Raw genomic sequence first — 14,985 nt, 5'->3', positions numbered from 1 at the left:
CAATTAGAAACCGGGTTTTTCCTGAAGCTTCGAGTGTTTTCCCATAGTTTTATTCAAAAACCCGGTTTCTGGGGGTGATCGCAAAAGGTCAAAAGTACCCCAGACATTATACTGATCGCAGAATTAGGAGATGTTAGAAACTTAATCTAACCTTCGGACGGTTAACAGTATTGGGAAAGAATTGATAAAGTTGAGTTTGACGATCTTGTTGCGATTCTTCTGACCAATTCCATAAACTTTCATAGAAAAAGAAGGACACCCCCGCAAAGTTTCGGCGACGAATTTCGGTGATTTGTTGTTTGATGATTTCCATTGAAGTTGAACGATTTTTTAATCCGCTTAAAATTCCAATTGCAACGGGAATATGATCTTTTGCTAAGATCACTTCTGAACGCTCTAACTCTGTGATAAATCGATTCAAATCAGAACGATAAATTTGTAAAACTAATTCTTCTATCCATCCTTTTCGTTCCCAGGTAAACCAATCTTGTAAATAGGCAGGTAAGGCAAAATGTAAAGGATTAGGCGATAAGGAAACAATACAATTGGGGTTAATAGATTTAATGGTTTCAAAGGTTCTTTTCATCAATTGATTAATTTTATCAGACCGCCATCGTACCCAATAGGTTTCATAGAAATCGGGTGAAGGGGATTGTCCGTTATGTTCCTGTTGATATAATTTAATGGTATAATCATCATAGCCAAATTCCGCAGGTAAGCCAAAATGATCATCAAATTGAATCCCATCAATCTTATAATTTTTAACAATTTCTGTGATCAGTTGTAGAATAAAATTTTGAACGTCTGGGTGAAAAGGATTTAACCAAACTCGTTCCTCAACACCTTCTTTTTTAATGGTACTACCATCTTTTCGCTGGGTGATCCAATCTGGATGTTTTTTTACTAATTCAGAATTTGCAGAGGTCATTAACCCAAATTCAAACCAAGGAATCACGGTGAAACCCTGTTGATGTCCTTGAGTTACAATTTCCTCTAAAAGATCTCTGTTTTTTAATCCAGGGTTAGGATCAATAGAAACTCCAAATTCTCGTTGAGTTACCGCACTGGGATACAGGGTATAACCGCCTTGCCAAACTGTCGGATACAGGGTATTAAAATTGATGGATTTTAACCGTTTTAATCCCAAGGTTAAAGCTTTAGGAGAATATAAAATATCGCTATCGACATTTGTTAACCACACCCCTCGAATTTCTGAGGAAGGAGGTAAACTCTGACTCCAAGAGGGTTGAAAATTAATCAGGAATAAAATAGCGATCGCCAAACTCAAAAAAAGATAAACACTATTTATTGTTAAATTAAAAAAAGATAAGATGAAGTATTTTTTAATGTTAAAATGTAAGTAGAAATTGTTAAAGTTTAACTTCATGAAATTGAGTAAAATTAAGGTAGAATATTTTCCGTATCAACCTACTATTTAAACGATTGAGTTGAGATCATTAGATATAATTTACATTAAAAGTCTCAGATTCAGGGAGGGAGAGGAATTGAAAATTTAGAAAAAAATTTACAACGGGTTAAGGTTATACGATATAAATGATCCAGTTAATCTTAACTGACAACTGAGGTCAATTTTATGAACGAATTCCAAGCCCACCGGATTCGAGAAAATAATAGCACAAATATTGTATTTAACCTGTTTAACACTAATCCTTCCTTTAATAATCAACCTGAAATTGCTATTACATTCAACCCTGACCCACAAATTCTCTCTTCCCTTCCCCAAGGTAGGGAGGCTGAAACGACTACTACCAAAGCCTCTCTATTGTCTACTCAGTTTCTTCCCAGGGGGTTAGAGACAATTGTTGAACCTCCTACTCCCGTCATTCNAAGTGAGGGGAATGATGAGCTATTAGGAACTGAGAGACAAGATTTGGTCGCAGGTTTAGGTGGGGATGACACTATTGTAGGATTTGCTGGGGATGACTCCCTCAATGGCAATAGTGGCAATGATATTCTCTATGGCGGTCAAAATAACGATACCCTGGTTGGACAAGGGGGGAATGACCTGCTACAAGGAAATAAAGGCGATGATTTAATTAACGCAGGTGCTGATAACGATACCCTTTATGGGGGGATTAATAATGACAGCCTCTTGGGTGAGGATGGTCGAGATCTGATTTTTGGCGATAAAGGTGATGATAGTATTGATGGGGGACTTCGCAGCGATACCCTCTATGGCGGACAAGATAACGACACCATAGCGGCGGGAGATGATGATGATATTGCCTATGGGGGTCAGGGTCAAGACTCCCTTGAAGGAGGTAAGGGCAAAGATTTGCTCCAGGGAGATAAGCAAAATGATATTGTCAATGGAGCTAAAGGAAATGATTGTCTTTATGGGGGTCAAGGGGATGATACCCTAATTGGGGGAAGCGAGAATGACTTCCTCAGTGGAGATAAAGACAATGATATTTTGATTGGAGTTGACCCCAGTTCTCAACCTGCTGGATTTGTTGAAATTGATACCTTGAGTGGGGGAATTGGGAATGATACCTTTGTTTTAGGGGATGGAACTCAAACCTATTATGTCAATGGTGGAGGTAGTGAAATTGGGTTTGTGGATTATGCACTGATCCTTAATTTTAATCCCCAGGAAGATGTATTACTATTAGGCCCTGGTAATTATTTAGCCGCAGGTTCCCCTGACAATTTACCCCAAGGAACGGCTATCTATTTGTTAACTGGAGAACAAACAGAATTGATTGCAATTCTTGATGGTGTCACTGATTTTAAATTTGATGCAAATATTGGTCAGCCGGGTAGTCCCATTCAATTTGCAGGGGGAAATACACAAACAACACCATAAGTTACTGTCCTCAAAACTTAGGGTTGACTGTTGACTGTTATAGCAACCGAATCCATATTCACAGTATGAGGGCGACTGCATAACTGTTAATATTTAACCCTGGCTTTTCTTCCCCCTGTTTATCCCTAGGATTGAAACTATGCCCGAAAATACTGCCTTTCTCTATCCTTTTATTCAAAATAAAAAATGGGGATATATTAACCAAGCCGGACAAGTCGTAATTGAACCACAATTTGAATCAACATTAGGATTTTCGGAAGGACTAGCCCCCGTTAAAATTAAATCTCAAAAAGGTTATATTGATTTAAACGGAAATCTGGTAATTCCGGCTAAGTTTGATGTCGCTTGGGGTTTTTCCGAAGGAATAGCGGCGGTGAAAATTAATGATAAATGGGGATATATTGATAAAACGGGAAAATTTATAATTCCCCCTCAGTTTAATTTTGCCTGGAGTTTTTCATCTCAACTTGCTGCGGTGCAAAAAGATAAAAAAATGGGCTATATTAACCATCAAGGAGAATGGGTAATTTCCCCTCAATTTGATAATACCTCAGAATTTAAAGAAGGACTAGCTGCCATTAACTTGCAAGGAAAAGTTGGTTATATTAATACAACTGGAAATATAGTAATTTCGCCTCAATTTGATTTAAGTTGGCGGTTTTCTGAAGGTTTGGCGATGGTTTTAATTAAAAATAAAATGGGATATATTGATAAAAAGGGAAATATAGTAATTCCAGCCACATTTGATTATGGGTGGGATTTTTCCCAAGGGTTAGCAGTGGCCAGAAAAGGCAGAAAATGGGGTTATATTAATCATCAGGGAAGTTTTGAGATTGCTTTAGAATATGAAGAAACTGCTAATTTTTCCGAAGGGTTAGCAGCCGTAAAAATTAAACAAAAATGGGGTTATATTAATCAAAAAGCAGTGATGAAAATACCGCTTCAGTTTGATAGTGCCAATGAATTTAAGCAGGGATTAGCAGCCGTTAGAATTAAAGATGAATGGGGGTATATTAATTCAGTAGGTGCATGGGTTTGGCAACCTACAAAATGAATTTTTTGTTTTAGTTTAATTGTTTAAATAATTACCAATTAAAAATTAATAAATGATGTTTCAGTCCCGCAAGCGGGATTCTATTAGTTGAAAGACAGCGACCGCGTGCAGGGTGGCGAAATTGGACGTATGACGAGTTTCAGTCCCGCAAGCGGGATTCTATTAGTTGAAAGTTACTTTCTTATTATTAATTTATATATTTCCAATTCTTTTCAGTTTCAGTCCCGCAAGCGGGATTCTATTAGTTGAAAGCTCTAGTGAATTGTTCAATGAGGTTCAATTAAGTATGTTTCAGTCCCGCAAGCGGGATTCTATTAGTTGAAAGCTTTAGGAGTAGCAACACTAGGTGCAGCTTTGGTAGGTTTCAGTCCCGCAAGCGGGATTCTATTAGTTGAAAGCCTTAGTAGTAATTGAGTGTAGATTATAAGTAAAAGGGTTTCAGTCCCGCAAGCGGGATTCTATTAGTTGAAAGTAAGTCTCGTTTCCTTGCTAAATTAGCGTGGGAAAAGTTTCAGTCCCGCAAGCGGGATTCTATTAGTTGAAAGGACAGGAGCAAGCGGTGGTTACGGGGGGCCGTCAGTTCGTGAAGTTTCAGTCCCGCAAGCGGGATTCTATTAGTTGAAAGACTTGTCACTGATAAATCCTAGGCTGACCCTTTGGTGTGTTTCAGTCCCGCAAGCGGGATTCTATTAGTTGAAAGCAACCGCATCTTGCGGTTTGTGGATGAAAAACCGAAGGTTTCAGTCCCGCAAGCGGGATTCTATTAGTTGAAAGAAGGACGATGCACTGAGTCATATCAAGGCTTACAAAGAGATGTTTCAGTCCCGCAAGCGGGATTCTATTAGTTGAAAGCTATTGCTGTAGTGAACGCTCCTATAGCATTACCTATGTTTCAGTCCCGCAAGCGGGATTCTATTAGTTGAAAGTCGCACCCAACCTTTTGCAGAAGCTCAAAAATTAGGTGTTTCAGTCCCGCAAGCGGGATTCTATTAGTTGAAAGGAAAGGGTTAAGACGGCTTTGGCTAACGATTATTTATATGTTTCAGTCCCGCAAGCGGGATTCTATTAGTTGAAAGGAAAATTCTTGTAAATCAATTTCCGGTTCGCCGTCGGGGAGTTTCAGTCCCGCAAGCGGGATTCTATTAGTTGAAAGCGCTATGTTAAATTTGGAAAAACAAATCCACCAGAGTTGTTTCAGTCCCGCAAGCGGGATTCTATTAGTTGAAAGTCTTGATATATCCCGAATGAGTGGCAGGAAGATGAAATGTTTCAGTCCCGCAAGCGGGATTCTATTAGTTGAAAGTAAGCAATGCCTAATCACCTGATGGGCTGCTTTGTTGTTTCAGTCCCGCAAGCGGGATTCTATTAGTTGAAAGACTGTCCCCTGAAACTGGGATAGAGTAGGCATTCTGAAGCCACTTTTCGTGAACCTCATTTTTAGCCTGATTTCAGCCTTCATTATTGCAACCAATTCGCAATAATTAACCGAACTCAATAATAAAAACTATTGAATTGTCGAGGTTCTGGCGTTTTTCGTGAATCCCCCAGGTTTTCGCTCCCGCTTCGATTCACGAAAACTATAGTAAACCAAAGGCAACTGCTTGTCAAGATTAATCTTCTAGGGTCAATAATCCCGGTTTCTCAAATCCATAGCAAAAATTTGATAAAAACGTTATGGTGATTCTCTAAACCGCTTGGTTGATATCCAGAAATCCTTGAAAAGGAGAATAGTCTCATGTCAGATATTCTTAATACTCAGTCTCCCCATCATGTTGTTATTGTCGGAGGTGGATTTGGCGGACTCTATGCAGCGAAAACCCTGGGACGTTCTTCCGTTAAAGTCACGTTAATTGATAAACGGAATTTTCATCTATTTCAACCTTTATTATATCAAGTGGCTACGGGGAGTTTATCTCCTGGAGATATTGCTTCACCTTTGCGGAGCGTGTTGAGAGACAATAAAAATACTCAAGTTTTAATGGGGGAAGTTGTCGATTTAAACCCGAATGAAAATAAATTAGTTCTTAATAATGGGGAATTAAATTATGATACATTAATTGTCGCAACGGGTGTTTCTCATCATTATTTTGGAAATGACCAATGGGCGACCCTAGCTCCCGGATTAAAAACCGTTGAAGATGCGTTAGAAATGCGACGCAGAATTTTTTCAGCCTTTGAAGCCGCAGAAAAAGAAACTGACCCAGAAAAACGCCAAGCATTATTAACATTTGTGGTGGTCGGAGGTGGCCCCACTGGTGTTGAATTAGCGGGTGCTTTAGCGGAAATTGCTTATCGGATTTTAAAGGAAGAATTTCGCAGTATTGATACTTCAGAAACCCAGATTTTATTATTAGAAGGAATGGATCGAATTTTGCCGCCATTCCCCCCGGAATTATCGGCTGAGGCTCAAAAAGGGTTAGAACACTTAGGGGTAACAGTTCGCACAAAAACCTTAGTGACCAATATTGATAATCAGGTTGTAACGTTGAAATCGGGAGAGGAAATTGAACAGATTTCCGCCCAAACAATTTTATGGGCAGCCGGGGTAAAAGGGTCTAAAATGGGAGAAGCGATCGCTCGAACAACGGGTGCTCAATTAGATCGAGTGGGACGGGTTATGGTTGAACCTAATTTAACAGTTCCTAACCATCCTAATATTTTTGTGATTGGAGATTTAGCGAATTTTTCCCATCAAGGAGATCAACCTTTACCCGGTGTTGCTCCTGTTGCTCAACAGCAAGGAATTTATGTGGCAAAATTAATCCAAAAACGCTTAAAAGCTCAAACTTTACCTCCTTTTCATTATATTGATTATGGGAGTTTAGCCGTTATTGGTCGAAATCAAGCGGTTGTTAATCTTAATTACCTGAAATTTTCGGGTTTATTTGCGTGGTTAGCTTGGGTTTTTGTTCATGTTTTCTTCTTGATTGAGTTTGATAATAAACTCTTAGTGATGATTCAATGGGCTTGGAGTTATTTTACTAATCAAGGCGGTGCCCGTTTGATTACAAATGAAGGCTTATCGGGAAAAAATAATAATATTGAAATCTCTACTTCAATGGGAGATAAAAATACGGTTCAAGTTTAACAATTTAGGGTGCTATTTTAGCACCCTGATTTTGAATTTATAAAATAGAATTTATTTTTTTCTATTCCATCAAATTTAATTTCGCTCCAAATAGGGGAAGCTATTCAAAAAATCAGTATTAAGTTTAGAGTTAAAATTTTATCAGTTTATTCCCAATTTTTAAGAATAAAAAACAAGCACAGCAGCTTTTAGGATCAAACTTTCGCCTGTTTGAGCCGTCTTGACTCATTACTTGGGTGTTAATTTCACCACTCATTCACAATTAATGGCATAATCAAACAAAATAGGGTCAATATTGTTGCTATGGTCGGTCAGCTTTTAGACGGACGCTATCAAGTCATCGACGTGATTGAGTCAACGGAGTTCGGGAAAACCTATCTCGCCAAAGATACTCGCCGACCGGGTGAGTCGTTGTGTTTTGTTAAACATTTGCATCTCGCCCCAGAAGATGCCAAACTCGTCAATGTAGCCCGTCAGCGCTTTCAACAAGAAGCCAAGGTCTTAGAAAAACTGTCTCAACATGATCAAATTCCGCACCTGTTGGCTTATTTTGAAGAAAATCGAGAATTTTATTTAGTCGAATCTTATATTGCGGGTCATTCCTTAATTGATGAAATTTTACCCGGTCAGCCCTTAACAGAAAATCAAGTTATAAATTTGTTAACGGATGTGTTAGGAATTCTCCAATTTGTACATCAACAGGGAGTCATTCATCGGGATATTAAACCGGGTAATTTAATCCGTCGTCAAACCGATGGAAAAATAGTGCTACTGGATTTTGGTGCGGTTAAAGAAATTAATCTCAACTCTCATCAGAATTCCCCCACCAGTCGTGTTGGTACTCTGGAATATATGCCGCTTGAACAATTCCAATGTCATCCCCATTTTAATAGTGATATTTATGCTTTGGGAATGGTTGCAATTCAAGCATTAACGGGTTTACCTGTATCAGAATTACCTAAATTACGGAAAAATAATGGCTCTAATATTGGGGACATTGTTTGGCGGCATTTAGCGATTATTAGTGTTGAATTGGGCGATATTATTGATAAAATGGTTTGTTCAGATTATCAGCAACGGTATCAATCTGCTGATGAAGTTCTATCGGCTCTTAAAACCTTTCAATCTCCCTATTCTCCTAACCTTTCTAAATCCAAACTAGAAATTTATCGGGAAGAAGTTAAAAGTTGCGCCAACCATCATCGCGGTGAAATTTCGATTATTGGTCGGCAAATTTTAGAGGAATTGCGCTTAAGTTTAGAGTTGTTACCGGAGGAAACCGAAGCAATTGAAGATGAAATTTTAAACCCCTATCGGAAATATCGAGAAAAGGGAGAACGGTATGAACAAGCGTTAATTGCAACGATGCAACAAGAATATCCCTTTACTCCTGAAACCCGTGAAGAATTACAACGATTACAACAACTCTTAGGCTTAACGAATGAAGATATTGCAGCTATTGAAAAGCAGATTTTACCCCAATCTATTTTAAGTCAAATTGCTCAAGTTATTCAGAATTTTAGTTGGAATCTAAAGCCATACTCATCTCCAAAAACAGAGTCTAAATTCTTTAAAAAACCTCATCTATCTCAACTGCTTTGGTTAGGATTAGGTTTGGTTAGTTTATTGGGAATTCTTCTAGCAACTTATGAATATCAAAAATGGAGAACTGTACAACAATTACAAACTCAATATTTGAATAAAATTAATGAATTTTTAGCCGTTGGAAATTATGAGCAATGTTTAGATGAAGCTCAAAAGATTACTCAACTCTCGCCTCAAAATCAAGCCCTTCAAAATCTGATTCAACAATGTCAAGATAAAGTGTTTTGGAAAACCGTTACCCCTCAAAATTTTGCTCAAAATTCCGATGCGGTTTGGGCCGTTACCTTTAGTCCCGATGGTCAAACTCTCGCCACTGGGAGTGAAGATACACTGGTAAAACTCTGGGATATTCAAAGTGGAACAGAAACTAAACGTTTAGAAGGAGATTCTTCTCCGATTTATTCAGTTGATTTTAACTCCGATGGCACAGAAATCTCCTCTGGAAGCGCATTTTGGCAAATCTTAGAATGGAATCTAACGACCGGACAACCGTATCAACCCTTACAACATTTAGCAACAATTTGGTCAGTGGATGTTAGCCCGGATAATCAAAAAATTGCCAGTGCGAGTGCGGATAAAACAGTTAAAATTTGGGATCGAAAAACAGGTGAAATTTTACAAAATTTAACAGACCATCAAGATGAGGTTTATGTCGCTATTTTTAGCCCCGATAATCAACTTTTAGTGACAGGTTCAAAAGATCAAACAATTAAAATTTGGAAGGTAGACACAGGAGAATTAATAAATACTTTAACAGGACATTTAGATGCGGTGCGTTCACTAGCCATCAGTTCTGATGGTAAAATAATTGTCAGTGGGAGTTTGGATAATACCGTCAAAGTTTGGAACCTAGAAACCGGAGAATTAATTCATACCCTCACCGGACATACTAACGATGTTTTATCCGTTGCCATTAGTCCTGATAATAAGATTATTGCTAGTGGTAGCCGAGATAAAACCATTAAACTCTGGAATTTAAAAACGGGAGAATTATTAAATACCTTAACCGGACATCAAGACGAGATTTATTCGGTTAAATTTAGTCCCGATGGAAATCGTTTAGTGAGTGGAAGTAAAGACAAAACCATTAAATTATGGTCACGTTAACCCCATAGAGACGTGCCATAACAAACACAACTATTAAATTGTGGAATGTTCCCAAACCCCTTAGAGACGAGGAATAGCCCGTCTCTACAGAGGTATAGGATTGAGAATTTAAAGCCCTAATGCAGCAAGAGTTGCTGGGCCAGCAATACCATCGGCGGAGAGTCCACAATTTTCTTGAAACGCTTTAACGGCGTGGGCTGTAAGTTTCCCATAGTAACCTGTGCTGTTCGCATTAAAATAACCCAGGTCTGCTAAACGATTTTGCAGTTGCTTGACATGGTAGCTACTGTCACCTCGCGACAGATAGCTGCTGCTACCGCCACAATGACCACAACCTCCATAACTGGCATTGCTATAGCTGTGTTTAGGTTCATGATACCCACTACCGACCCCTAAAGCTGATGCTGTTGCAGAGCCAACAACTCCATCAGGGTATAAGCCATAATCTCTTTGAAAAGCCATAACCGCGTGTTTGGTGACTTTACCAAAGTAACCCGTTGCTTTACCAGTAAAATAGCCATAGTCCTGCAAGGCATATTGGACTTTCTTAACGCTATAACCACTATCACCGTAATAGAGAGCAGCACTGGCTGGTTGACTAACACTCACTACAGACAAGCCAATGGCTGCTGCCACAATGGGCATCCAGCAAGCCGTTGACAGTTGGCTCCAATTCACACCTCGGAATAGTACCAAGCCCCCGTTAACATGGGGTTGCCGAGGAGACTCATAAGCAGAAACGAGATGATTATAAGCAAGCGTATCCATGAAATCCTCGATGAATGGCTCAAAATTACAATAAGCAGTAGTGAATCTGATTAAAATTCAGCTACCAATTCTTAATTTATAGCTTTGTGATCAATTAACGTCCAGAGTAATTTTATTTTTTCCGAAACTTTTATTAAAACTTAACAAATTTATTGGCATTTTTTGGAGGCACAAACTTTATAGTTTACTATAAATCCAAAAATACGAATCCGACTGGCGGAGAAAGAATGGTTAATTTTTATATCGGGATTGATTTTGGTACGTCCGGTGCTCGTTCTATTACAATTAATCCTGAAGGAACAGTGGTAGCTGAAACGCAATTTCCGTTTCCCACCTTAACAGACTCTTCGGAATGGGTTGCTCTTTGGAAAACGGCTTTATTCACAGTGATTCAAGAAATTCCGGTGAATGTTCGCCGTCAAATTCAAAGAATTGCAATTAATGGAACCTCTGCCACTGTGCTACTTTGTGATCCTCAAGGTATCTCCGTAGATTCCCCTATTTTATACAATGATAGTCGAGGTGCTACCGTTCTAGAATTGTTAAAGAAAATTAGTCCTCCTGATCATTGTGTCATAAGTGCCACTTCTAGTTTAGCCAAACTGATCTGGTGGCTAACGGTTAAAACAATTGATATTAAACAACAACAATTGGGTTGCTTATACTTTCTCCATCAAGCTGATTGGTTAGGATTTTTGCTGCATGGAAAATTAGGAATTAGTGATTATCATAATAGTTTAAAATTAGGTTATGATGTAGAGAATTTTTCCTATCCACATTGGTTAATGAACAGTTTAAAATCGCTGATCAATTTAGAGCGATTGAAACTTCCTGATGTCGTTGCTCCGGGAACTCCCATCGCTACAATTACCCCAGAAATAGCAGAACAATTACAGTTACCCAAAACCTGTAAAGTTTGTGCAGGAACCACCGATAGTATCGCTGCATTTTTAGCAAGTGGGGCAAATGTTCCAGGGGAAGCCGTTACCTCTTTAGGCTCAACGTTAGTTTTAAAACTCCTCAGTAAAACTCCCGTAAATAATATTAAATATGGTATTTATAGCCATCGTTTAGGGGATTTATGGTTAACAGGTGGTGCATCTAATACGGGAGGTGCAGTATTACGTCAATTTTTTAGCGATTTTGAATTGGAAACTTTCAGTCGTCAGATTAACCCTAATAATAATAGTCATTTAGATTATTATCCCTTAATTAAAAAAGGCGAGCGTTTTCCGATAAACAATCCTGAATTACTTCCCTGTCTTGAACCTCGTTCTGATAATCGTGTTGAGTTTCTCCAAGGGTTATTAGAAAGTATGGCTAAAATTGAAGCTCAAGGTTATCAACTTTTACAACAGTTTGGTGCAACTCCGTTAACTCAAGTTTATACCGCCGGAGGTGGAGCCCAAAATTCAACTTGGACAGCTATTCGTCAGGGCTATTTAAACGTTCCCATGGTGCAACCTATTCATACAGAAGCTGCTTATGGTAGCGCATTACTAGCCCTGAAAAAAGTAAAAGATGTTAATTAAACTTTAAAAATCAGGAGCACTGAAGATTGCAGAGAAAACTGGAGAGATGAGGTCAAGCCCTCGGTCTGTTAGTGTGTCTCGGCTGCATCCATCGCTGGACTTCGACCTAACACCTATAAACGGGTGTTCTGCCCGTGACCTTACTTGGTTAAGCCAATGAGAGTAATCATCTTGAGGTGGGCTTCCCACTTAGATGCTTTCAGCGGTTATCCACTCCGCACATGGCTACCCTGCGTCTACCGTTGGCACGATAACAGGTACACCAGAGGTGCGTTCCTCCCGGTCCTCTCGTACTAGGGAGGACTCCTCTCAATACTCTTACGCCTGCACCGGATATGGACCGAACTGTCTCACGACGTTCTGAACCCAGCTCACGTACCGCTTTAATGGGCGAACAGCCCAACCCTTGGGACGTACTTCCGCCCCAGGTTGCGATGAGCCGACATCGAGGTGCCAAACCTCCCCGTCGATGTGAACTCTTGGGGGAGATCAGCCTGTTATCCCTAGAGTAACTTTTATCCGTTGAGCGACGGCCTTTCCACACAGTACCGTCGGATCACTAAGGCCGTGTTTCCACTCTGTTCGACTTGTAAGTCTCACAGTCAAGCTCCCTTATGCCTTTACACTCTGCGAATGATTTCCAACCATTCTGAGGGAACCTTTGCGCGCCTCCGTTACATTTTAGGAGGCGACCGCCCCAGTCAAACTGCCCCCCTGAAACTGTCTTGTTCCCGGATTCACGGGAACCAGTTAGAATTCTAGCCTCTCTAGAGTGGTATCTCACCGATGGCTCCATCATCCCCACAAGGATGACTTCAACGCCTCCCACCTATACTGCGCAAGAGAAGCCCGAACCCAATTCCAGGCTACAGTAAAGCTTCATAGGGTCTTTCTGTCCAGGTGCAGGTAGTCCGTATCTTCACAGACAATTCTATTTCGCCGAGTCTCTCTCCGAGACAGCGCCCAGATCGTTACGCCTTTCGTGCGGGTCGGAACTTACCCGACAAGGAATTTCGCTACCTTAGGACCGTTATAGTTACGGCCGCCGTTCACCGGGGCTTCGGTCATCAGCTTTAGGTTTCCCCTGACCGACTTCCTTAACCTTCCGGCACTGGGCAGGCGTCAGCCCCCATACTTCCTCTTTCGAGTTGGCGGAGACCTGTGTTTTTGGTAAACAGTCGCCTGGGCCTCTTCACTGCGACTTACTTTCATAAGCACTCCTTCTCCCGAAGTTACGGAGCCATTTTGCCGAGTTCCTTAGAGAGAGTTATCTCGCGCCCCTGGGTTTTCTCAACCTTCCTACCTGTGTCAGTTTCGGGTACAGGCATTGATAAATTAACGGTTTTAGGGCTTTTCTAGGAAGCTTGATGCTCTCTACTTCCCCTCCTTAGAGGGTCGGACTCCCGCCTTAGCTCAGTCTGTTTTCTCCAGACCTCAACACCTTGAACGGTTGCACCGGTAACCATCGTCCGGCTAGCACACACCTTCTCCGTCCCCCTGACCAATCTACCAATGGTACGGGAATCTTCACCCGTTGTCCATCGACTACGCTCTTCAGCCTCGCCTTAGGCCCTGACTTACCCTCCGTGGACGAGCCGTGCGGAGGAACCCTTAGGATTTCGGGGTGTAGGATTCTCACCTACATTTTCGCTACTCAAGCCGACATTCTCACTTCTGGTTCGTCCACATCTGCTTTCGCTAATGCTTCTCCCTACGCCAGAACGCTCCCCTACCAATACAATACAATCATATTCCACAGCTTCGGTACATCACTTAGCCCCTTTCATTTTCGGCGCAGCAACGCTTGACCAGTGAGCTATTACGCACTCTTTTAAGGTTGGCTGCTTCTAGGCAAACCTCCTGGTTGTCTGAGCATTCCCACCTCCTTTCTCACTTAGTGATGATTTCGGGACCTTAGCTGGTGGTCTGGGCTGTTTCCCTCTTGACGATGGAGCTTATCCCCCACCGTCTGACTGGTTGCTTTCCTCTGGGTATTCAGAGTTTGACTCGATTTGGTACCGCTCTCGCAGCCCGCACCGAATCAGTGCTTTACCCCCCAGATTTTTCTGCAACCGCTGTGCCTCAACACATTTCGGGGAGAACCAGCTAGCTCCGGGTTCGATTGGCATTTCACCCCTAACCACACCTCATCCGCCGATTTTTCAACATCGGTCGGTTCGGACCTTCACTTGGTTTTACCCAAGCTTCATCCTGGACATGGTTAGATCACCCGGGTTCGGGTCTAAAAACGATGACGACTTCGCCCTGTTCAGACTCGCTTTCGCTTGGGCTTCGACCTCTTCGGTCTTAACCTGCCATCGCCTTTAACTCGCCGGCTCATGCTTCAACAGGCACGCGGTCATCCGTTTAATCGGACTCCCACTGCTTGTAAGCTGACGGTTTCAGGTTCTATTTCACTCCCCTCCCGGGGTTCTTTTCACCTTTCCCTCACGGTACTGTTTCTCTATCGGTCACACAGGAGTATTTAGCCTTACCTCGTGGTCGAGGCGGATTCACACGGACTTTCACGGGCTCCGTGCTACTCGGGATTCAGCTTGGCTCTTCAAACTTTCGACTACAGGACTTTCACCTTCTCTGGTGCAGGTTTCATCTGCTTCGTCTAATTCTCTAAGTCCAGTCTTGCTGTCCCACTACCCCAACTGGATACCCAGTTGGTTTAGGCTGTTTCCCTTTCGCTCACCACTACTGGGGAAATCGCTTTTGCTTTCTTTTCCTCGGGCTACTAAGATGTTTCAGTTCGCCCGGTTCGCTCATCTACATCTATGGATTCAATGTAGTGTTTCTAGGTTGCCCTATTCGGATACCTCCGGCTCATTGCTTGCTTCCCGCTCCCCGGAGCTTTTCGTCGGTCGCCACGTCCTTCTTCGCCTCTGTGTGCCAAGGTTTCCACCGTCAGCCCTTTCTATCTTGACCAATTCTCTTTTTTTGTTTGTGGTTAGTTCTTTTGCTTTTGGGTCTGTTTCCTTTCCCTGAGCTTGAGTTC

General features: G+C 41.4%; 7 protein-coding genes, 1 rRNA gene and 1 CRISPR repeat array. Of the genes, 5 read left to right on the top strand and 3 right to left on the bottom strand.

Annotated elements, in window-relative coordinates; all coding sequences use genetic code 11:
- Window positions 1-133 precede the first annotated feature (133 nt).
- Window positions 134-1,387, bottom strand: a complete 1,254-nt coding sequence (locus PL9214_RS04805) for a glycoside hydrolase family 10-like protein (RefSeq protein ID WP_083579884.1) — start codon at window positions 1,385-1,387, stop codon at window positions 134-136.
- 207 nt (window positions 1,388-1,594) lie between these two features.
- On the opposite strand from PL9214_RS04805, the gene PL9214_RS04800 reads away from it, so the two are divergent.
- From PL9214_RS04800 to PL9214_RS04785, 4 genes are all read left to right on the top strand, one after another.
- Window positions 1,595-2,827, top strand: a complete 1,233-nt coding sequence (locus tag PL9214_RS04800; protein ID WP_072717700.1) for a calcium-binding protein — start codon at window positions 1,595-1,597, stop codon at window positions 2,825-2,827.
- A gap of 139 nt (window positions 2,828-2,966) precedes the next feature.
- Window positions 2,967-3,881 carry a WG repeat-containing protein gene (locus PL9214_RS04795; protein WP_072717699.1) on the top strand — a complete coding sequence of 305 codons (915 nt, stop codon included), beginning with the start codon at window positions 2,967-2,969 and terminating at the stop codon, window positions 3,879-3,881.
- Between the two features lie 57 nt (window positions 3,882-3,938).
- Window positions 3,939-5,257: a CRISPR direct-repeat array (repeat unit 37 nt; unit sequence GTTTCAGTCCCGCAAGCGGGATTCTATTAGTTGAAAG).
- Window positions 5,258-5,616: 359 nt separating this feature from the next.
- On the top strand, window positions 5,617-6,969 hold the full coding sequence (locus PL9214_RS04790; RefSeq protein ID WP_072717698.1) for an NAD(P)/FAD-dependent oxidoreductase: 1,353 nt from the start codon (window positions 5,617-5,619) through the stop codon (window positions 6,967-6,969).
- A gap of 303 nt (window positions 6,970-7,272) precedes the next feature.
- Window positions 7,273-9,681, top strand: a complete 2,409-nt coding sequence (locus PL9214_RS04785) for a serine/threonine-protein kinase (RefSeq protein ID WP_072717697.1) — start codon at window positions 7,273-7,275, stop codon at window positions 9,679-9,681.
- A 108-nt stretch (window positions 9,682-9,789) separates the two neighbouring features.
- On the opposite strand, the gene PL9214_RS04780 is transcribed toward PL9214_RS04785, so the two are convergent.
- Window positions 9,790-10,449 (bottom strand): peptidoglycan-binding domain-containing protein, encoded by a 660-nt coding sequence (locus PL9214_RS04780; RefSeq protein ID WP_072717696.1) that lies wholly within the window; start codon window positions 10,447-10,449, stop codon window positions 9,790-9,792.
- 227 nt (window positions 10,450-10,676) lie between these two features.
- Between PL9214_RS04780 and PL9214_RS04775 the strand changes: the two genes are divergently transcribed.
- Window positions 10,677-11,981 carry an FGGY-family carbohydrate kinase gene (locus PL9214_RS04775; RefSeq protein WP_072717695.1) on the top strand — a complete coding sequence of 435 codons (1,305 nt, stop codon included), beginning with the start codon at window positions 10,677-10,679 and terminating at the stop codon, window positions 11,979-11,981.
- Window positions 11,982-12,029: 48 nt separating this feature from the next.
- Here PL9214_RS04775 and PL9214_RS04770 read toward each other — a convergent pair.
- Window positions 12,030-14,915, bottom strand: a 23S ribosomal RNA gene (locus PL9214_RS04770).
- Window positions 14,916-14,985 lie beyond the last annotated feature (70 nt).

Origin of the sequence: Planktothrix tepida PCC 9214, from assembly GCF_900009145.1 — a bacterium.
GTDB lineage: Bacteria > Cyanobacteriota > Cyanobacteriia > Cyanobacteriales > Microcoleaceae > Planktothrix > Planktothrix tepida.
Note: the sequence above shows the minus strand (reverse complement) of the source record. Positions and strands in the feature narration are given on the sequence as shown.